General features: G+C 73.7%; 18 protein-coding genes. All 18 read left to right on the forward strand.

Going from position 1 to position 19,456, the window contains the following annotated elements:
* Window positions 1–40 precede the first annotated feature (40 nt).
* Window positions 41–871, forward strand: a complete 831-nt coding sequence (mreC, locus tag THESUDRAFT_RS01450; RefSeq protein WP_006902920.1) for a rod shape-determining protein MreC — start codon at window positions 41–43, stop codon at window positions 869–871.
* Window positions 868–1,404 carry a hypothetical protein gene (locus THESUDRAFT_RS01455; protein ID WP_006902921.1) on the forward strand — a complete coding sequence of 179 codons (537 nt, stop codon included), beginning with the start codon at window positions 868–870 and terminating at the stop codon, window positions 1,402–1,404. The genes mreC and THESUDRAFT_RS01455 overlap by 4 nt, the downstream gene beginning before the upstream one ends.
* Entirely contained in the window at window positions 1,395–3,455 is a 2,061-nt protein-coding gene (mrdA, locus tag THESUDRAFT_RS01460; RefSeq protein WP_242823202.1) for a penicillin-binding protein 2, read from the forward strand. The genes THESUDRAFT_RS01455 and mrdA overlap by 10 nt, the downstream gene beginning before the upstream one ends.
* 220 nt (window positions 3,456–3,675) lie before the next feature.
* Window positions 3,676–4,908 carry a septum site-determining protein MinC gene (locus THESUDRAFT_RS01465; protein ID WP_006902923.1) on the forward strand — a complete coding sequence of 411 codons (1,233 nt, stop codon included), beginning with the start codon at window positions 3,676–3,678 and terminating at the stop codon, window positions 4,906–4,908.
* A gap of 133 nt (window positions 4,909–5,041) precedes the next feature.
* Window positions 5,042–5,836 carry a septum site-determining protein MinD gene (minD, locus tag THESUDRAFT_RS01470; protein ID WP_006902924.1) on the forward strand — a complete coding sequence of 265 codons (795 nt, stop codon included), beginning with the start codon at window positions 5,042–5,044 and terminating at the stop codon, window positions 5,834–5,836.
* Between the two features lie 39 nt (window positions 5,837–5,875).
* Entirely contained in the window at window positions 5,876–6,238 is a 363-nt protein-coding gene (gene minE, locus THESUDRAFT_RS01475; RefSeq protein ID WP_006902925.1) for a cell division topological specificity factor MinE, read from the forward strand.
* A gap of 460 nt (window positions 6,239–6,698) precedes the next feature.
* Entirely contained in the window at window positions 6,699–7,841 is a 1,143-nt protein-coding gene (locus THESUDRAFT_RS01480) for an FtsW/RodA/SpoVE family cell cycle protein (protein WP_006902926.1), read from the forward strand.
* A 155-nt stretch (window positions 7,842–7,996) separates the two neighbouring features.
* On the forward strand, window positions 7,997–9,391 hold the full coding sequence (locus THESUDRAFT_RS01485) for a M23 family metallopeptidase (RefSeq protein WP_006902927.1): 1,395 nt from the start codon (window positions 7,997–7,999) through the stop codon (window positions 9,389–9,391).
* Between the two features lie 102 nt (window positions 9,392–9,493).
* Window positions 9,494–10,351: a site-2 protease family protein gene (locus THESUDRAFT_RS01490; RefSeq protein ID WP_006902928.1), complete on the forward strand. Its 858-nt coding sequence runs from the start codon at window positions 9,494–9,496 to the stop codon at window positions 10,349–10,351.
* A gap of 685 nt (window positions 10,352–11,036) precedes the next feature.
* Window positions 11,037–12,737, forward strand: coding sequence for an Rne/Rng family ribonuclease (locus tag THESUDRAFT_RS01495; RefSeq protein ID WP_006902929.1), 1,701 nt, complete (start codon window positions 11,037–11,039; stop codon window positions 12,735–12,737).
* Between the two features lie 433 nt (window positions 12,738–13,170).
* Complete coding sequence (rplU, locus tag THESUDRAFT_RS01500; RefSeq protein ID WP_006902930.1) at window positions 13,171–13,482, forward strand: 50S ribosomal protein L21; 312 nt, start codon at window positions 13,171–13,173, stop codon at window positions 13,480–13,482.
* Window positions 13,483–13,485: 3 nt separating this feature from the next.
* The gene (locus THESUDRAFT_RS01505; protein WP_006902931.1) at window positions 13,486–13,830 is read left to right on the forward strand and encodes a ribosomal-processing cysteine protease Prp; all 345 of its coding nucleotides are present in this window, start codon (window positions 13,486–13,488) and stop codon (window positions 13,828–13,830) included.
* A 5-nt stretch (window positions 13,831–13,835) separates the two neighbouring features.
* Window positions 13,836–14,144, forward strand: a complete 309-nt coding sequence (rpmA, locus tag THESUDRAFT_RS01510) for a 50S ribosomal protein L27 (RefSeq protein ID WP_006902932.1) — start codon at window positions 13,836–13,838, stop codon at window positions 14,142–14,144.
* A gap of 138 nt (window positions 14,145–14,282) precedes the next feature.
* On the forward strand, window positions 14,283–14,891 hold the full coding sequence (locus THESUDRAFT_RS01515; protein WP_006902933.1) for a Spo0B domain-containing protein: 609 nt from the start codon (window positions 14,283–14,285) through the stop codon (window positions 14,889–14,891).
* Entirely contained in the window at window positions 14,888–16,264 is a 1,377-nt protein-coding gene (gene obgE / locus THESUDRAFT_RS01520) for a GTPase ObgE (RefSeq protein ID WP_006902934.1), read from the forward strand. Before THESUDRAFT_RS01515 ends, obgE begins: the two co-directional genes overlap by 4 nt.
* Before the next feature lie 53 nt (window positions 16,265–16,317).
* Window positions 16,318–17,217, forward strand: coding sequence for a nicotinate-nucleotide adenylyltransferase (nadD, locus tag THESUDRAFT_RS01525; protein ID WP_006902935.1), 900 nt, complete (start codon window positions 16,318–16,320; stop codon window positions 17,215–17,217).
* A gap of 19 nt (window positions 17,218–17,236) precedes the next feature.
* Window positions 17,237–17,902: a bis(5'-nucleosyl)-tetraphosphatase (symmetrical) YqeK gene (gene yqeK / locus THESUDRAFT_RS14830; protein WP_006902936.1), complete on the forward strand. Its 666-nt coding sequence runs from the start codon at window positions 17,237–17,239 to the stop codon at window positions 17,900–17,902.
* Window positions 17,903–18,131: 229 nt separating this feature from the next.
* Complete coding sequence (locus tag THESUDRAFT_RS01535; protein WP_242823325.1) at window positions 18,132–19,454, forward strand: LCP family protein; 1,323 nt, start codon at window positions 18,132–18,134, stop codon at window positions 19,452–19,454.
* Window positions 19,455–19,456: the final 2 nt, after the last annotated feature.

Below are 19,456 nucleotides of genomic sequence, written 5' to 3' on the forward strand. Positions count from 1 at the left end.
CCGGTTCGTCCGGCTGAGGGCGGAGGGGGGCGGAAGGGCGATGGTGCCGTGGCTCCGCAGGCTGCTGGCCGTGGCCCTGGTCCTGGCCGTGGCGGGGAGCGTGATGGCGGCCACCCGCAACCTGCGGCCACGGCCCGCGTTGCTGGAAGGGGCGCTGCAGGAGGTCCTGGCGCCCCTCAGTGGCGTTACGGCCCGCATGGCGCGGGGGGCCGGGGAGATCGGTCGGACCCTGGCGACCCTGGGGCGGCTGGAGGCGGAGAACCAGACCCTCCGGGAGGAACTGGAGCGCCTGCGGGGCGTGGAGGCGCAAGTGCGGCAGCTGGAACGGGAGAACCGCCAGCTGGAGGAACTGCTGGGCCTCAAGCAGGCCCGGCCCGACGCCGTGCTGGCTGCCCGGGTGAGCGGGCGGACCCCGGACCGCTGGTACCAGGAGATCATCCTGGACCAGGGCTCGGCGGACGGGGTTCGACCGGGCATGGTGGCCGTGGTGCCCGGCGGCGTGGTGGGCCGGGTGGTGTCCGTCACCCCCCACAGCGCCCGGGTCCTCCTGATCACCGATCCCGAGAGCGGCATCGGGGCCCTGATCGGCCGCAGCGGGGAGGCCGGCGTCGCCTACGGCCGGGGAGGCGACCTGCCCCAGCTGGTGATGACCCTCTTCGCCGCCAGCGCCGACGTGAAGGTGGGCGACGATGTGGTCACCTCGGGGCTCGGACCGGTCTTCCCGCCGGGACTGCCCATCGGCACCGTGACCTCGGTGGGTCGCGATCCCACGGGCCTGGGCATCCAGGTGACGGTCGAACCCAGCGCGCCCCTCAACCGCCTGGCGGCCGTGCTGCTGCTGGAGCCGGCGCGGCAGGGTGAGGCGCCATGAGGCGTCCCCTGCGCTGGACCGTGCTGAGCCTGCTGTTGCTCTGGCTGGAGGTGGGGCCGCTTCCCGCCCTGGGCCTGCCCCGGTTCCACCTGCCCCTGTTGCTGGCCCTGGCCACCGGCGTCGTCTACGGGCCACGCCAGGGCATGGCCGTGGGGGCGGTGGCGGGCTTCGGGCTCGATCTCTGGACGGGCCGGCTGGTGGGGTCCTGGACCCTGCTCCACGCCCTGGGCGGCTGGGCCGGAGGCAAGGCCGGCGAGAGCCTGTACCGGGACGTGCCCGGCCTGGCCACGGCCCTGGGGGTGACCGCCACCTGGGTGGCGGAGCTGGCGCGCGGCCTGGTGGTGTCGGCCGCCGCCGGGCTGCCCCTGGCCATGGCCGACCTGGTGGCATGGTCCCGGGCTCTCTGGCCGGAGCTGGTGGCGGCGGCGGTGGCGGCGCCGCTGCTCCTGCGCCTCGTGGTGGGCATCGAGCGGCGGGAGCGGGAGGCCCGGGAGGCGGAGATCCCGGGCGGCTGGCGGGGAGGATGGCCATGAACCCGGAAGAACTGGCCCGCCGGCAGCGCCTGCGCCGGCGCAACATCCTGATGGGACTGCTGGTGGCCTGGACGGTCATCCTGCTGGGCCGCCTGTACATGCTGCAGGTGGTCATGGGCGACGAGCTCAGCGAGTACGCCGCCGGCCAGCGGCTGCGCAAGGTGTACGTGCCCGCACCGCGGGGGCAGATCCTGGACCGGCGCGGCCAGGTCCTGGCCACCAACCTGCCTGCCTATTCCGCCTATCTGGTCTACACCCGGGAGGGCCTTGACCCGGAGGCGCGCCGGCTGCTGAGCCGGATCCTCGATATTCCCGTCGAGGCCATCGAGGAGGCGGAGGCCGAGCTCCGCGTCCGGCCGGTGCCGGAGATCCCCGTCCGGCTCAAGGCGGAGCTGACCCCTGCCGAGATCACCGCCCTGGCGGAGCACCGCGACCGCTTGCCCGGGGTGGTGGTCGAACCCCAGCCCCTGCGCTACTACCCGGGCGGCACCCTGGCGGCCCATGTGCTGGGCTATGTACGTGAGGGGAACCGCCCGTGGGAACTGAAAGGGGATTCGGGCATCGAAGCCACCTACAACGGCCCGGTGCAGCTGCCCGGCGGGCGGACGGTGCGCGGCCTGACGGGGGTCGACGGCCAGCGGTTGGTGGAGGTGGATGCCCGCGGCCGGCCCCTCAGCGACGAATCCCGCCACCTGTTGCTGGGCGGCGATGCCGACCGGTATGCCGCGCCGCCCAAGCCCGGGAGCACCCTGGTGCTGACGCTGGATGCCCGGGTGCAGAAGGCGGCGGAAGAGGCGCTGGCCCGGCGGATCCAGGAACTGCGGGAACTGAAGACGAGGCCGTGCCCCTGCCCGGCCCGTAACGGCGCCGCCGTGGCCATCGACGTGCGGACCGGGGCTATCCTGGCCATGACCTCTTATCCAACCTTTGACCCCAACGATTTCGCCCGTCAGGCTTTCATGGAGCCCAGCGACCCGCGCTACGATGCGGTGAACCGCAAGGTTTACCAGTACGTCCATGGGAACGAGCGGTACCGCGGCAAGCGGGTCGAGGGGCCAACACGGAACCTGGCCATCGCCGACGCCTTGCCGCCCGGTTCCACTTTCAAGCCCATCACGGGGCTGGCGGCCATGCTGCGCGGTGTCCTGCCCGGCTCCACCTACTGCGGCGGTGAGTTCTATTTTGCCGGCCGGGCCTGGCCGGACTGGGGTGTCCACGGTCACGTCGACTTTGACAAGGCGATTGGGCGCTCATGCAACGTTTACTTCTACCAGACGGGTCTCAACGCGGGGATTGACGCCATCGCCGACGTCGCCACGCAGTTCGGGCTCGGACAGTTGACCGGTCTCCGGGACCTGGCCGGGGAGGTCCAGGGTTGGCTGGCCACGCCGGCAGTGAAGGCCGAGCTGGTGGCGCGTGCCGACCCGAACAGCACCGAATCCGACCGCCGCTGGTACGCCGGAGATACCCTGAATGCCTCCATCGGCCAGGGGTTCCATGCCTTCACGCCCCTGCAGATGGCCGTCTACACCGCCGCCCTGGCCAACGGCGGCACCCGCTACCGCCCGTACCTGGTCCAGGAGATCCGGGATCCGCAGACGGGCCGGGTGCTGTGGGAAGCGAAGCCCGACCCGCTGAACACGGTGGACGTTCCGACGGCGTTCCTGGATAAGGTGCGGGAAGCCATGGTGACAGTGACCCAGGACAACGGCGGCTGGTACGGCACAGCCTACGGTGTGTTCCGCGACGCGCCCTACGTTGCCGCAGGCAAGACGGGTACGGCCCAGGGAGGTACCCGCGAGCCCGAGTACGAAAACCACGGCTGGTTCATCGCTTTCGCACCCGCGGGCCCGGGCGAGCAACCGGAGATTGCTGTGGCCGTCGTCGTCCGGGCCGGGGGCGGCGGCTCGCTGGCCGCCGGTCCGGTGGCCCGCGCCATGCTGGACGCCTACTTCGCCGGCCGGTACGGCCTGCCGGCCAATCCCGAGACGGCTGCGGAGGAGGCCCACGAAGACGCGGCCCGCAGCGCGGCGGTGGTCCCTTCCGACTGACCGGATCCGCTGCCCATGGCATCCTGGACAAAGCCAGGGATGGGGGCGCCCGCCGGGGCGCCCCGGTGGCCGCCGTTGCCGCGCCGCTGTGTCGGCGGGCGGCATTGACGTGCCGAACTTTGCGGCGGCCGGGCGGGTTCGTCCGACACCCTTCGCGGCAGGACTTGTCCCCCCTGGAGCGAAGGACCGGGTCAGCGCCGGTTTGGAAGGGGGGGCCGCGGTGAAAGGATCACCGCTGGTGACGCGGGTCGGAGACGAGGTGGTCGTCTCCGTGACCGCCGACCTGGATTTCCCCACCTTGTGCTCCACCCTGGAACGGATGCTGGCCGGTGACCCCAGCCTGCGGGACTGTCCCGCCCTGGTGCTGGATACGGGCCGGCTGCAACTGACCGCCGACCAGGTGATGGCCATTGAAGGCCTGGTCAGCCGCTACGGTGGAACCCGCCTGTTGCACGTCATCACCGAGCAGGTGGACGAGACGCGTTCCCGGCACCCGCTCCGCGAGCGGTCCAACGGCTTCGCGTGGCCGGCGGGGGCGGGCATGCCGGTGCCCGATGGGCACCGGCATGGCCACCGGGAACCGGCCCAGGAGGGCGGCCGGGAGCCGGCCTCGGATTTTCCGCTGGCCGGTGCCCCGCCGTCTTTCCCGGAGACCGGCCGGAGGCCGGTCGGCCCGGCACCGGCCGGCGAGGGGAACCGGGCCGGTGCGGCCGGTGAAGCGGTCCGGGCCGCCAGGGTCCGCCGCCGGGGCCGGCAGGTTGGGCCGCCGGATGGCCCGGGCGGCGGGGATCACCGCCCACAGGCTCCGCGGGGCCGGCCCGGGACGCCCGGGGAGCAAGGCGGGGAGGAATACCCTGGCTCCCGCAGGCCTGCCGCCGGATCCCCAGGCCCCGCCGGCGGAGCCTCCGGCCTCGCCGTCACGGCGTGGGGCGAAACGGATCCGCACTGGCGCCAGCCCGCGGCCGCACCCCCGGCAGGGGCCGGTTCGTCCCGGGGGGCGGGCCGGGCGCGCGCTGGCGTGGTGGTGAGGCGGACCTTGCGCTCGGGCCACCGCCTGGTCTACGACGGCGACGTGGTGATCCTGGGCGACGTCAACCCCGGCGCCGAGGTGCTGGCGGCCGGCGACGTGGTGGTCTTCGGGCGGCTGCGGGGTACTGTCCACGCCGGTTTCAAAGGCGACGAGCAGGCGGTGGTGGCCGCCCTGGTGATGGAGCCGGTGCAGCTCCGCATCGCCCGCTGGATCGGCCGCGCCCCCGACGGGGAGCCGCCGCCCGGCGCGGCAGGCCGGACCGTCGCCGGACCCGCAGGCGGGCGCAGCCCGGAGATCGCCTGCGTCCGGGACGGGCAGGTGCTGATCGAACCCTTTGACCCGGCCCGCTGGTTCTGGCAGCGGCAGCGGGAGCGCGCCGCGGAGCGGGACGACCGGGGCCGCGCGCAGGCCGCCCAACCCTAGCAGGACGGAACGGAACCAGGCGCGGGGAACCGGGGGCGCGCGACAGCAGGGGCGCGCCCGCGCCGGCCGGCGTCCCTGCGCCCGCAGAGGCGAAGCAGGAATCACCGACGGCAGCCACGGAGGAGGGTACGCCTTGGGCACCACGCTGGTCGTCACCTCGGGCAAGGGCGGCGTGGGCAAGACCACCACCACCGCCAACCTGGGCACGGCCCTGGCCCTGACCGGCAAGCGCGTCGTGCTGGTCGACGCCGACATCGGCCTGCGCAACCTGGACGTGGTCATGGGCCTGGAGAACCGCATCGTCTACGACCTGGTGGACGTGGTGGAGGGCTTTTGCCGGCTGCGGCAGGCCTTGATCAAGGACAAGCGCTACGACGGCCTGTTCCTCCTGCCGGCGGCCCAGACCAAGGACAAGACCGCCGTCCGGCCCGAACAGTTCAAGGCGCTGTGCGAGGAGCTGGCGGCCGAGTTCGATTACGTGCTGGTGGACAGCCCGGCGGGCATCGAGCAGGGGTTCCGCAACGCCATCGCCGGGGCCCAGGAGGCGCTGGTGGTGTGCACCCCCGACGTGTCGTCGGTGCGCGATGCCGACCGGGTGATCGGCCTGCTGGAGGCGGAGGGCCTGGCGGCGCCGCGGCTGATCATCAACAAGCTGCGCCCCGACATGGTCCAGCAGGGGCGCCAGATGGGCGTGGAGGACGTGCTGGACGTGCTGGCCATCGAGCTCATCGGGGTGGTGCCCGAGGACGAGCAGGTGGTCGACTCCACCAACCGCGGCGAGCCGGTGGTGGCCCACGAGCGCAGCCGGGCGGGCCGCGCCTACCGGGACATCGTGCGGCGCCTGCTGGGCGAGCAGGTCCCCTTCCCCGATTTCAAGGAAGAACACGGCCTGTTCGGGCGGCTGCGGCGGCTTCTGGGCGGGGCCTGATGAGCGGCCGCAGCCGGGGACCATGGGGAGGGATGTGGGGTGATCCAGCTTCTGGCCCGCGTCCTGGGACGCGGCGGGGGCGGGGCGCCCGGGAACGGAGGGACGGCCGGACCTCGTGCCGGGGGAACCCCGGGCTGGGGGACGGCCCGGGTGGCCAGCAAGGACATCGCCCGGGAGCGGCTCAAGCTCATGCTGGTCCACGACCGGGTCGACATGGAGCCCGAGCTGATGGAAGCCCTCAAGGACGATCTGATCCGAGCCATCTCCCGTTATCTGGAGGTGGACCGGGCGGGGATGGAGGTCAGCCTGCACCGGGAGGCGGCGGCGGTGGCCCTGGTGGCCAGCATCCCGGTGCGCGCCGTCCGGCGGCGACCGCTGGCGGCGGCCGAAGGAGAGGACTGACGGGCGCCGGCGACGACCGAGCCGGGGCCGGATGAGATGCCAGGGACCGCCCCGGCGCCACCGCGGGCGCCTCAGGGCCGCCGGCGTGGCCGGAGTCATGGGCACGGGCGGCCTGGCAGCACCGGGGGTGGGGACCGGAGGCCGGCGGCCCCCGGGCGGCGGCCCGGGGTGCCCGGCCGGCGGCATCGAGGGCCGGGAGCCTGCCAGGGCAGGGAACCCAAGGCGCGGCGGACCGCGGCGGCACCCGCCACCGGACCCGCCGGGCGGTGGGAAGGTGGCGGTGACGGGCGGAAGGAGCGGCCACTGGGCCGCGCCGCCAGCCGCGGCAGCGAGCCCCGCCCCCGAACCGGCCGGACGGCTGCTATCATGGGAGGGTGATGGCGCCGGCAAGCGGCCGCGGACGCCGATGCCTGTCCGGGCGTCGGCGCCGGCGGGGCGGCCGGCGCGGGAGGGAAGGCCCGTGGGCTTGCTGGACCGGCGGTTGCTCAAAACCCTGGATCTGCCGTTGATCGCCCTGGTCATGGTCCTCATGGCTTGCGGGCTGGTCCTGATCTCCGTGGCGGTACGGGCCCGGGGGATGCTGGACCTGGTGGAGAAGCAGGCCGTCTTCGCCGTCGCCGGGCTGGCCACCATGCTGGCCGTCACCCTGTGGGTCGACTACCGTACTCTGCCGCGGGTGCAGTGGTACCTGTACGGCGCGGCCATCGCCGGCCTGGCGGCCATGCTGGTGGTGGCGCCCGAGATCAACGGGTGCCGGTGCTGGATCCAGGCCGGTCCGGTCAGCCTGCAGCCGGCCGAGTTCGTCAAGCCCATCCTGATCCTGGTCCTGGCCGACTGGCTCGCCCGCCACGAGGACCGGCCCTGGACGTGGCTGGACCTGGTGCCGGTGGGGGCCATGGTGGCTCCCCTGGCCCTGCTGGTGCTCAAACAGCCGGACCTGGGGACGGTGCTGGTCTTCTTCGGGATCACCGGCGGCATGCTGCTCATGGCCGGTTACCCGGTCTGGCGCCTCTTCGGCCTGGCCACGGCCGGCCTGGCCGCGGCCACCGGCCTGGTGTGGGCCCAGCTGCGCTTCCCTGACAAGATCTCGTTCCTTGAGCCCCACCAGCTGATGCGGCTGGTGGTGTTCATCAATCCGTACAACGATGGGCAGAACGGCCTGGGCGCGGGGTATCACGTGCTCCAGTCCCGCCTGGCGGTGGGCAACGGCCGGCTGTTCGGCCAGGGGCTGACCGGCACCAGCCAGACGGCGACCAGCTTCCTGCCCGAGCCCCAGACCGACTTCATCTTCGCCGTGGCCGCCGAGACCCTGGGCTTCGTGGGGATCACCGTGCTGGTTCTGCTGTTGCTGGCTCTGCTCCTGCGTACCCTGCACGACACCACCCAGGCCGGGGACACCTACGGCATGCTGCTGGGGGCCGGCGTGGTGTCCATGCTGGCCACCCACTTCATCATCAATGCCGGGATGACCGTCGGCCTGATGCCCATCACCGGCCTGCCCCTGCCCTTCATCAGCTACGGGGGCAGCAACCTCCTTACCAACTGCATCAGCCTGGGCCTCCTGATGAGCGCCTACGCCCGCCGGCACAAGATCCTGTTCTGAATCCGGAATCCTGCGCGGGATCCTGATCCTGGATCCTGATCCTGGAGGTCCGGACCGCCCGGGACGACCGCGGCCGCCGCAAAGCCCGCCGCCCCGGCCGGGGCCGGCATAGGGATGGCTAGGCGATCCATATACTGCGCCGGGAGGGACGGCCCATGGTGCCTCCAGGTGCAGGCGGCGGAGCGGGCGAGAAGGGTCCGGCCGGGGAAAGCGCGGCCCGGGACGGTGCGGCCGGTGCCCTGGCCGCGGGTGGTGCCTTTGCCGGTGGTGAAGCGGCCTCGCCGGCCCCCGGGCCGGCGGCCGGGGCCGGCCGCGGCGCTGACCGGCCCGTCCCGGCGGGCGATGCGGGCGGGCCGCCGTTGCCGGGCCCGGACCCTGGACCCGGCGCCGGCCTCGCCGGCCCCGTCACAGGCGGCCTGCAGCCGCCACCGGGGGGATGGATGCCCGGAGCGCGGCAAGGCCCGGCCCTGTGGGTGCCCCTGCTCCTGGCGCTGGCCCTGGTGGCGGGCCGGTGGCTGCCCGGTGACGCGGGCGAGGCCTGGGCGCGGGCGACCGGGGGCATGGTCAGCGCCAACTGGCTCGACCGGCCCCAGGTGGCCCGCTGGCTCTCCGGGCTGCCCGCCGGCGGCTGGCTCCAGGCGGCCGTCCTGGGGCGCCAGGACGCCGGTGACGCCGGCGCCGGGGGCGCCGGCGTCACCGGCGGCAGCGTGCCTGCGCTGGCCCCGCTGGCCCCGCTGGCTCCGGACCCGGCGGGGTCCGGAGCCAGCGGGGGGCAGGCCGGTGGGAGCCTCTCCACAGGCGGCGCCCCGGCCGGGAACTCCCCGGCGGGCGCCCCGGCCGGAGGCGGCCCGGGGGGCGTCGCGGCCGGCCCCACGGGGGGCGCTGCCGCACCGGACAGCGCTGCCGGCCCGGCCCTTCCGGGTGCCGGCGGCGGGGAGCCGGGCCTGGCGGCCGGCGAGGCAACCGGTCCCGGCCCGTCCGGGACCGAGCCCGGCGGCGGGTCGCCGGAGCGGGATGGTGGCGCCCAAGGTTCAGGTCCCGGCTCCGCCGGGTTCACCGGCGACGGCGATGGGGGGGCGGGCGGTTCAGCGGGTGGCGGCGCGGCCGGCAGCGGTTCCGGGGCCGGTTCCTCCGGGGGAGGAGGCTGGGAGCCGCACTGGGCCTGGCCGCTGGAAGGCCGGGTGACGGAACCCTTCGGCTGGCAGCTGGACGAAGGGGGTGCCCCGCGCTTTCACGAGGGCATCGACATTGCCGCCCGGGCCGGAACGGCCGTCCGGGCGGCGGCGGCCGGCGTGGTCACGCGGGTGTGGTACGACCGGGCAGGCCTGGGCTGGATGGTCGAGGTGGACCACGGCGGGGGCTGGGTGACCCGCTATGCGGCCGTCGACCACGTGGTGGTCCGGGACCGGGACGCGGTGACGGCGGGCCAGGTCCTGGCGGCGGTGGCCGCCGAAGGCGAGGGTGGCGGACCCCACCTGCACTTTGAAATGCGGCGCCGGGGGCAGGCCGTCGACCCCGAGTTGCACCTGCCGCCGGAAGGCGGTCGCTAGGGCGGCGGTCGCCAGGCGCCCTCGCCATGGCACCCTCGGGGCCCGGGGGGCGGCCCGGGCGCAAGGAGGCGAGGGCCCCTGCAGCTGGGCAGCATCCTGGGCGTGGCCGTGTTCGTCCATCCGCTGCTGCTGGTCCTGGTGGCCCTGGCGGCTCTGCTGGGCTTGCCGGGCCAGTTGCTGTTGCTCCTGGCCGTCCTGGCCACCCACGAGCTGGCCCACCTGGTCGCGGCCCGGCTCTGCGGGCTGGAGATCGCGCGCCTCGAGCTTCTGCCTTACGGCGCCGTGGCCGACATCCGCGGGCCGGGCCGGCGGGAACCCCTGGTGGAAGCGGTGGTGGCCCTGGCCGGCCCGCTCAACAACCTGCTGCTTCTGGCTCTCAGCATCGCCCTCCACCAGGCAGGGTGGCTTGTGGGGCCGTGGGTCGCTCCTTTTCAGGCCGCCAACCTGGCCATGGCCCTGTTCAACCTGCTGCCGGCCCTGCCGCTGGACGGAGGCCGCATCCTCCTGGCCTTCCTCAAGCGTACCCGCGGGCCGCGCCAGGCGGTCATGATGCTGGGCCGGCTGGGCCGGTCCGTGGCCCTGGTCCTGGCGGCGGCCACCTTTCTCGCCTTCTACTGGCAGGTCCTGGCCCCTCACCTCCTGGCGGCGGCCCTGACCATCTGGATCGGCACGGCGCGGGAAGAGCAGTGGGTGGGCGTCACCGCCCTGCGGGGCTTGTGGACCAAGCGCGGCCGCCTGCGCCGCACAGGCGTGCTGCCCGTGCACCGCCTGGTGGCCCTGGAGACCACCAGCCTGCGCCAGGTGGCGGAGGCCCTGCGGCCGGGCAGCTACCACGAGATCGTGGTGGTCGACACCCAGCAGCGCCCCCTGGGGGAACTGGACGAGGGGCGCTTGCTGCGCGGCATCCTCCAGCTGGGGCTGGACGCGCCCGTGCGGGACCTGCTCGAATGGCACGCCTGACGGCCGCCGCCCCTGCGGGCCGGCGGGTCCGCAAGGGGCAGGGGTGCTGCGGCCCCGGTCCCGCCGGCGGCTCCGCCCCGGCGGTCGCCCGGAACGGGTCAAGACCGCAGGGTAGGGGTCGATCCGGTCCCGAGGCTGGCCCGGCCGCGGCGCCCGCCGGAAGTGGGCGGGGTGCGGCCGCCTGATCCCGTGGTACGGCGGGCAGAAGCCGTCCCCGGCGGGAGCCGGCACGGCGGGAGCCCGCACGGCGTCCACCGACTTTCGCTCCGGAGAACCCCCTGCGACCTCTGCCGAGCCGCATGCCGCTCCAGCCATGCCAGCTCCAGGTATGCCCCCGGGGTGCCCCCGGCGGCGCTCCGCGCCATCGAGCCAGGGGTCTTCCGCAGGGGGCGCCCAGGCCGGTCCTGGTTGGACGGCGACGGCCTCCCGGCCGTATTGCCCGCGCCCCGTCCCGCCATATTCATCCATGGCAAGAACCAGCGCCGGCCGGCCCGGCGGGCGGGATCCCGGGGAGGCCGGCAGGGCGGCGGAACCCACCGGCCCGGCGCGCGGCCGGCGCCGGGACCCGCGGATGGTGCCGGCACCCGCAGGTGGTGCCGGCACCCGCGGGCGACGCCGGCACCGTGGATCAAAGGCGCGGCGATGGATTAAACTGAGCTTATCTACAAGTTTGGAGTGGTTTTTCATGAACAAGTCCATCCTGGTCACGGTGGAACCCGACGAGACGCGGGTCGCCGTGCTGGAAGACGGGCGGCTGGTGGAGATCTACCACGAGCGCCCCTCCACCCAGCGGGTCGCCGGAAACATTTACAAGGGGCGGGTCGAGAACGTCCTCCCCGGCATGCAGGCCGCCTTCGTCAACATCGGGCTCGAGCGCAACGCCTTCCTCTACGTCGCCGACGCCGTTCCCCGGGGCGACGAGGCCGACGACGCCGACGACCTTCCCGACGACATCCGCCACGCCGCCATCACCGACATCCTCCGCCCGGGCCAGGAGATCATCGTCCAGATCACCAAGGAGCCGACGGGCACCAAAGGGGCCCGGGTCACCCGCCACCTGACCCTGCCCGGGCGGCTCCTGGTGCTCATGCCCGGCGTGAACTACGTGGGCGTCTCCCGGCGCATCCACGACGAGAAGGAACGCCAGCGCCTGAAGCAGCTGGCCCAGGAACTGCAGCCCGCGGGTGCCGGGCTGATCGTCCGCACCGCCGCCGAGGGCCGCAGCGAGGCGGAGCTGCGTGGCGACGTGGCGTACCTGACCCGCCTGTGGGCGGACATCCAGCAGCGGGCCCGGCGACAGCGGGCGCCGGTGCTGCTCTACCGGGACCTGGGCCTGGTCTTCCGGGTGGTCCGGGACATGCTGACGCCGGAGGTCGACCAGGTGCTCATCGACGACCCCGGCGAGTACCGGCGGGTGCTGGACCTGATGGCCGCCTTCGCCACGCCGCTGCGGGACCGGGTCCAGCTCTACCAGAACCGCGAAATTAGCCTTTTCGAACAATTCGGGGTCAACGAGGAGATCGAGCGGGCCCTCAAGCGGCGGGTGTGGCTCAAGAGCGGCGGCTACCTGGTCATCGACCAGACCGAGGCGCTGACGGCCATCGACGTCAACACGGGCAAGTTCGTCGGCAGCAAGAACCTGGCCGACACGGTGTTCCGGACCAACATGGAGGCGGCGGCGGAGATCGCGCGCCAGCTGCGCCTGCGGGACATCGGGGGCATCATCGTCATCGACTTCATCGACATGGAAGAACCCGCCCACCGCCAGCGGGTCGTCCAGGAGCTGGAGCGGCACCTGGCCCGCGACCACACCAAGGCCACGGTGCTGGGCATCACGGCCCTGGGCCTGGTGGAGATGACCCGGAAGAAGGGACGGCGCAGCCTGCTGGAACAGCTGACCCGGGAATGCCCCTACTGCGAGGGGCGGGGCCGGGTGCTCAGCGAGGAGAGCGCGGCGCGCCGCGTGCGCCGCGAGATCAAGCGCATCCTGCGCCACTCGCCCAGCGAGGCCATCCTGGTGGAGGTGCACCCGTCGGTGGCATCGCTGCTCATCGGCGCCGGCGGGGCCAACCTGCGGGAGCTGGAACGGGAGACCGGGCGCAGCGTGTTCATCCGGGGCCGGGAAGACGTCCACCTGGAAGCCATGCACCTGGTGGCCCTGGGCAGCCGGGAGGAAGTGGAACGCCAGGCCCTGCCTGTGCACGCCGGCCAGCGCCTGGAGCTGGAGGTCGAGGAGCGCCATGCCAGCAACCAGGCCGACGGCATCGCGCGCCTGGAGGGGTACGTCATCGACATCCAGGGAGCGGGCGACCGGGTGGGGCAGCGGGTGGTGGTGGAGATCACCCGGGCCTACCGGACCTATGCCCGGGCCCGGGTGGTGTCCTGAGAGGAGCGGCCAAGGTCGTCGCCCGTGCCGCGCCGGCGGGCGTCCCCGCGCACCCCGGCGGCCGCGCGGGCCCCGCACCGGTCCCGGCCACCGCCCGGCCCGTCAACCGCCGGCCAGGGCAGCTTCGGCCCGCCTGCAGCTATGCAGGCGCCGGAGGGCCACCGCCCAGGGCGTCACCCACCGGGCAGGGCACCACCGGGTACGGCACCAACGTGTCCTGTGCCCCGTTGACCCGGCGGCCTTTACCTTGACACCCCGGCGGCCGGGCGACTAGAATACTAGCGCTGTGAAGGCCCCGGCGCCGCGAGGGCCCCTTTTTCTGCCTTTTTCTCCTCGGACAAGGGCACGGCGATGCTGCCGCGGCGATCAACCGGAACGGATGCCGGTGACCGGCACGGATCTGAACGCAGCCAGGTGGAGGCGGGGTGACGCCATGTACGCCATCATCGAGACGGGGGGCAAGCAGTACCGGGTGCAGGAAGGGGACGTGCTGCGCCTGGAGAAGCTGCCCGTGGACGAGAACGAGACGGTGGTCTTCGACCGGGTGCTGGCCGTCAAGCAGGGGGACGAATTCCGCCTGGGCACGCCGGTGGTGGAGGGCGCGCGGGTCACGGGCCACGTGCTGGGCCACGGCCGCGACCGGAAGATCATCGTCTTCAAGTACCGGCACAAGGTGAACTACCGTCGCAAGCGGGGTCACCGCCAGCCCTTCACCCGGGTGAAGATCGACCGCATCGAGGCGTGAGCCGTGATCCGGGCCGTGTTCTTCCGCGATGGCCAGGGCGCCATCACGCGCTTCGAGATCACCGGTCATGCGGGGTTCGCTGACCGCGGGGACGACATCGTCTGTGCCGCCGTGTCGGCCCTGGGGCAGGCGGCCATTCTCGGCCTGGAGGAAGTGCTGCACCTGGTGCCTGAGGTCGAGTTGGACGAGGAAGGGCGGCTGGTCTGCCAGCTCCCTGGCGATGTGCCGGCGGACCTGCAGCGGGCGGCCCAGGCGATCCTGGAGACGGCCCGGATCGGGATCCAGGCCATCGCCAGCGACTACGACGAGTACGTGCGCGTGGAAGAACGGTCGACCGGAGGGAGGTGAGGCCCATGCGCCGGATCAACCTGCAGCTGTTCGCCCACAAGAAGGGCGGCGGCAGCACCCGCAACGGCCGCGACAGCAACCCCAAGTACCTGGGCGTCAAGCGGTACGAGGGGCAGGTGGTGCGCGCGGGCACCATCCTGGTGCGGCAGCGCGGCACCCGGTTCCACCCCGGCAAGCACGTGGGCCGGGGCGGCGATGACACCCTGTTTGCTCTCATCGATGGCGTGGTCCAGTTCGGCACCCGGGGCGGCCGCCGGGTGGTCAACGTGATGCCGCTGGCGGCGGAAGAGCCCGCCCAGGTTGCTGCCGACTGACCTTGCCCCTTTGCCAGGCGCCTCCGCTGCGGCCGGTACCGGTTGGGCGGAGGCTTTTTGCTACCTGGCCTGCTGCGGAGGCCGCGGTCATCCTGGCGGCGGCCGCGGCAAACCTGGCTCGGCCCGTGGGGGATCCTGATGACGGAACGGGATGAAAGGGCCCCCGGCGCCGCCCCGCTGCTGAGCGTGGACGCCGGCCAGCTGGTGAGCGTGGTACGGGCCTGGCGTCACGGCGCAGTGAACCGGCTGCAGGTGGCGCTGGGATGGCTGCAGCTGGGGCGGCCGGAGCGGGCCGCTACGGCCCTTGCCGAGTGGTGCCGCCAGCTGGAGTGGGAGGGCGCCGCCCTGCGCTGCTGGCCGGTGGAGGCGGCCTCCTGCTACCTGGTGTGGCGGGCCCGCTGCGAGGAGCTGGGGCTGGAGGTGGCCTGGCGGCCGCCGGTCCCCGGTTCCGCCCCGGGCACGGCGGCCGGGCAAGCCCGCGGTAACGGGGGGCTGGGGCGGCCGGCCCGCCGGGACGGGACGCCCGCGCCGGCCGCGCCCGCAAAAGGACCGGGGCAGGGGAACGCCGCAGCCGCGGTGGAGCCTGCGCTGGAAGCGGCCCTGGAAGCAGCTCTGGAGGCAGCCCGGCAGGGGCCGGGCCAGCGCATCTGGCTGCAGTGGGACGGCCGGCAGGGCTGGTTGCGGTGGGGCCTGGAAGGCGGCGGCCCCGCTGCCGCCGCGGGGAGCCAGGGTCGCAGCACGGGGTGACGCCCTTGTCCGATTTCGTCGACGAAGCGGAGATCTACGTGGAAGGCGGTACGGGTGGGAACGGGGCCGTCAGCTTCCGGCGGGAGAAGTATGTTCCCCGGGGAGGTCCCGACGGCGGTGACGGCGGCCGGGGCGGGGACGTGATCCTGGTGGTCGACCCGGCCCTCACCACCCTGGCCGACCTGCGTTACCGCCGGCACTACCGGGCGGGTCGCGGTACCCACGGGGAAGGTGGCAACCGGCACGGCCGCCGCGGCGAGGACCTTTACGTGCGGGTGCCGCCCGGTACGGTGGTCCGGGATCGGGACACAGGCGATGTGCTGGCCGACTTGGCCGACCCCGGCCAGCAGGTGGTGGTGGCCCGCGGCGGGCGCGGCGGCCGGGGCAACGCCCGCTTCGCCACCCCCCAGCGCAAGGCGCCGCGCCTGGCGGAGAAGGGAGAGCCGGGGGAGCGGCGCTGGCTCAAGCTGGAGCTACGGTTGCTGGCCGATGTGGGGCTGGTGGGCTGGCCGAACGCCGGCAAGTCGAGCCTGCTGGCCCGGATTTCCGCCGCCCGGCCCAAGGTGGCGGCCTATCCCTTCACCACCCTGGCGCCCAACCTGGGTGTGGTGCAGCGGGGGCCCGGGCGCAGCTTCGTGGTGGCGGACATCCCCGGCCTGATCGAGGGGGCCAACCAGGGCGTGGGCCTGGGACACGAGTTCCTCCGCCACATCCAGCGCACCCGGGTCCTGATCTATGTCGTCGACGCCGCGGCGACGGAAGGGCGCGATCCCCGGCAGGACCTGGCCACCTTGCGGGACGAACTGGAAGCATACGAACCTGCCCTGCTGGACCGGCCGGGGGTGGTGGCGGCCAACAAGACGGACCTGCCCCAGGCCGCCCAGCACCTGCCCGCCCTGGAAGAGGCGGCACGGGCGGCCGGCCTGGAGCTGGTTCCCATCTCCGCGGCCACGGGCGAAGGCGTGGACCGGCTGCTGAACCGGGTCGAAGAGCTGCTGGCCCGGGCCCCCGTGCCCGCACCCCTGGTGGCGGCCGGTCGCAAGGTGTACCGGCCGGGACCGGACCCGCGCCGGCTGGAGGTCCGCCGCGAGCCCGACGGAACCTGGGTCGTCACCAGCCCTCTGGTGGAGCGCTGGGTTGCCATGACGGACTTCGACAACGACGAAGCCGTCCGCTGGCTGCTGCGGCGCCTGGAGCGCCTGGGGGCCGAACAGGCCCTGCGCGCCGCGGGGGCCGAAACCGGCGACACCGTGCGGCTGGGACCCATGGAGCTGGTGCTGGGCGACGAGGCGGGTTCGGTGGAACCCGCCGGGGCCGGGGCGGGCCCGAACTCCTCGGGGCCGGAGGCCGGCGGCGAAGGCGGCGCCTCTTGAGGCGCCGCCTGAGGGGTACAGGGGTGGAGGGGCGGGTCCGAAGGAGGATTCCGGTGGCCAGAGGGCTGGAGGAGTGGCTGAAGCCGCGCCGGGACGGCCGGCCGCTGCAGCTGGGGGTGCTCGGCGGGACCTTCGACCCCATTCACATCGGCCACCTGGTGGCAGCGGAAGCGGCGCGGGTCCACTTCCGCCTGGACCGGGTGCTGTTCGTGCCGGCGGGAAGGCCGCCCCACAAGGACCCGGCGGGCGTCAGTGACGCCGAGCACCGGTACCGCATGACGGTGCTGGCCACCGCCGGCAACCCCCACTTCTACACGACCCGGCTGGAACTGGACCGGGAGGGCCCTTCCTACACCATCGACACCCTGACCCAGCTGTCCACCATGGCGGGGCCGGGTGCATCCCTTTACTTCATCGCAGGGGCGGATTCGGTGGTGACCCTGCCGTCCTGGCGGGGCGGCCTCGGGCTGCTGGATGTCTGCCACCTGATCGTGGTGACGCGGCCGGGGCTGCCGGGCGCGGTGCTGCAGAGGTTTCTCGACGGGTTGCCGGCGGTCCGCCGCGCCCGGGTCCACGTCCTGCCCATCCCGGAGATCGGCATCTCGTCCACGGAGCTGCGCGAGCGGGTGGCCGCAGGGCAGTCCATCCGGTACCTGGTGCCGGCGGCGGTGGAGGACTACGTGGAAAAGTATGGGCTTTACCGCCCCGCGGCGGCGGAGCCCGCGGCCCGGCCCGCACCGGCCGGGGGCGGGCCGGAACGCGGGCCGGCAAGGGAGGCCGCCCAGGCCCGGGAGCAGGCGCCCCCGGGGACGGGGCCGGGGGGCGATGCGGGGGTCGAAGGCAGGGCGCGGAACGCGGCCGGCGGACCCGAAGGAGGAGGCGCTGCCAGGGTGTGGCCGCCCGCCGGCGGGAACCCGGCTGCGCGGCCGGGTTCGTCCGGCGTCGCCCTGTGAGCCCGGAGGGAGACTCGACATGCCGGGATCGCTGCCGGAAAGGCCGGGAAAGGTGCCGCAAGCCTTGCCCTTGCAAGCCTTGTCCCTGGAAGAGGCGCTGCGCCGCGCCCAGTTGAAAGCGCAGGCCACCCTCAGCCCCGGCCGGTACCGGCACGTGGTGCGGGTGGTGGAGATGGCGCGCCGGCTGGCGGGACACCATGCCACTGATCCCCGGCCGGTGGAGCTGGCCGCCTGGATCCACGACCTGGCCCGGGAGCGCCCGCCTGGCGAATTGTTGCGCCTGGCCCGCCAGGCGGGATGGGAACCCGATGCGGCGGAGCGCGCCGACCCCATCCTGCTGCACGGCCCGGTGGCGGCATGGGAGGCGGCGCAGGAAGGTCTCACCCACGATCCCGAGGTCCTGGAAGCGGTCCGGTGGCACACCACGGCGCGCCCGGGCCTGGGCCGGACCGGTTGCCTGCTGTTCCTGGCGGACAAGTTGGAGCCCGGCCGCACGTACCCTGGTGTGGAGGAGCTGCGGCGCCTGGCCTTCCGCGACCTGGACCAGGCCATGGCCGCCGTCCTGGACGACCTGATCCGCTATTGCCTGGATCGCGGCCTGTGGCTGCCCGAGGCCACGGTGGCCGCCCGCAACCAGTGGCTGCGCCGCGGGGCGGGAACCGCAGGCGGAGACGCGAAGTCTTGAGCGCGGGAGGGCGCGCGTCCCCGGCGGCGCCGGCACCCCGATCGGGACCCGGCCGGAGCGGGCGTCCCGGGGCCAGGAACGGCCCTGCGGCCGGTCCCCGCCCGAGGCTGGTACCGGTCGACCTGGCAGCCTGGCAGGCCGGCCGCTACCATGGCAGGAGGCGGCCGCGAGCAGGAGCGCCCGCCCTCCTGCGGCGCGAGGGCCGTAAAGGAGCGTCTTGACGGTGAGCATGCCCTTGATTGGACCGGTGGAACAGGAGCCCAAGCGCCCGCGGCGCAGGGCGGCCCGCGTGCTGGCCGTACTGGCGGGTGTCCTGCTGGTGGCCGGCGTGACGGGCGCCTTCTGGCTGGGGTCGACCCTGTACGGGTTTTTCAGCCACGTGCAGCAGGTGCCACAGGACGCGGACCCGGGGTCCCAGCATGCAGCCGCCGCCGACCGTCCCCTGAACATCCTGGTGCTGGGGGTCGACGCCGGCGCGGGTGCGGGAGAGCCGTCGGCACCCCAGCGGTCGGACACCATCATGGTGGCCAACGTCAACCCCACCACGGGGCGGGTGGGCTTGCTGTCCATCCCCCGGGACACCCGGGTCGCCATCCCCGGCCGGCCGCACCCGGAGAAGATCGCCCATGCCCACGCCTACGGCCAGGCCGAAGGCGGTCCCGGCGCGGGAGCGCAGCGGGTGGAGGAAACCGTCGAAGACTTCCTCGGCATCCGGATCGACTACTTTGTGGAAATCGACTTCGACGCCTTCCGGGCCCTGGTGGATGCCGTGGGCGGCGTCGAGGTCTGCATCGACAAGCCCATGCGCTACACGGCGCGCAGCCAGAACCTGCGCATCGACCTGAAGCCGGGGTGCCAGGTGCTGGACGGCGAGAAGGCGCTGCACTACGTCCGCTACCGGCAGGACGGGGATATCTTCCGGATCCAGCGGCAGCAGCAGTTCCTCCGGGCGCTGGCGGACAAGGTGCTGAGCATGCAGGGGGTCCTGAAGCTGCCCCAGCTGGCCAGCACCCTGGGCAGCCAGATCACCACCAACATGCCCGCTTCCCGCATGCTGGGTCTGGCGGCCCTGCTGCCCCGGTTCGACCTGGACCGGCTGGAGATGGGCATCCTGCCGGGCCGGCCGGGCTATGTGGACGGCCTCAGCTACTGGCTGGTGGACGAAGCGGCCGCCCGCCGCGAGGCCATGAAGATCCTGGCGGGGGTCGACGTGGAGGCCAACGCCCAGGTGCGCCTCGAGGTGCTGAACGGGAACGGCCGGCGGGGCGCCGCGGGCCAGGCCGCCGACCTGTTGCGCAGCCTGGGTTTTCGCGTGGTGACCGTCGGCAACGCCGAGCGCTTCGACTTCGCCACCACGGTGGTGGTGGTTCGTCCCGAGGATACGGCGGTGGCGGACCGCCTGCGCCAGGCCCTGGCCGGATCGGCCGTGACGGTGCGGGTGGAAACGGCCGAGGACCTGCCGGAAGGCATCGACGCGCGCATCGTGGTGGGGGCGGACTTCACCGGCACGGCCGCAGGAACGGCGACGGCCGCGGCCGGCAGGGAGGGATGAGG

The organism is Thermaerobacter subterraneus DSM 13965 (assembly GCF_000183545.2).
In the GTDB taxonomy this organism is placed as follows: Bacteria; Bacillota; Sulfobacillia; order Thermaerobacterales; family Thermaerobacteraceae; genus Thermaerobacter; species Thermaerobacter subterraneus.

What these genes read in the sequence shown, in the direction of transcription:
- mreC (WP_006902920.1), top strand. Translation starts at nt 41, where the DNA reads ATGGTGCCGTGGCTCCGCAGGCTGCTGGCCGTGGCCCTGGTCCTGGCC.
- THESUDRAFT_RS01455 (WP_006902921.1), top strand. Translation starts at nt 868, where the DNA reads ATGAGGCGTCCCCTGCGCTGGACCGTGCTGAGCCTGCTGTTGCTCTGG.
- mrdA (WP_242823202.1), top strand. Translation starts at nt 1,395, where the DNA reads ATGGCCATGAACCCGGAAGAACTGGCCCGCCGGCAGCGCCTGCGCCGG.
- THESUDRAFT_RS01485 (WP_006902927.1), top strand. Translation starts at nt 7,997, where the DNA reads ATGGTGCCTCCAGGTGCAGGCGGCGGAGCGGGCGAGAAGGGTCCGGCC.
- THESUDRAFT_RS01495 (WP_006902929.1), top strand. Translation starts at nt 11,037, where the DNA reads ATGAACAAGTCCATCCTGGTCACGGTGGAACCCGACGAGACGCGGGTC.
- rplU (WP_006902930.1), top strand. Translation starts at nt 13,171, where the DNA reads ATGTACGCCATCATCGAGACGGGGGGCAAGCAGTACCGGGTGCAGGAA.
- rpmA (WP_006902932.1), top strand. Translation starts at nt 13,836, where the DNA reads ATGCGCCGGATCAACCTGCAGCTGTTCGCCCACAAGAAGGGCGGCGGC.
- THESUDRAFT_RS01515 (WP_006902933.1), top strand. Translation starts at nt 14,283, where the DNA reads ATGACGGAACGGGATGAAAGGGCCCCCGGCGCCGCCCCGCTGCTGAGC.
- yqeK (WP_006902936.1), top strand. Translation starts at nt 17,237, where the DNA reads ATGCCGGGATCGCTGCCGGAAAGGCCGGGAAAGGTGCCGCAAGCCTTG.
- THESUDRAFT_RS01535 (WP_242823325.1), top strand. Translation starts at nt 18,132, where the DNA reads ATGCCCTTGATTGGACCGGTGGAACAGGAGCCCAAGCGCCCGCGGCGC.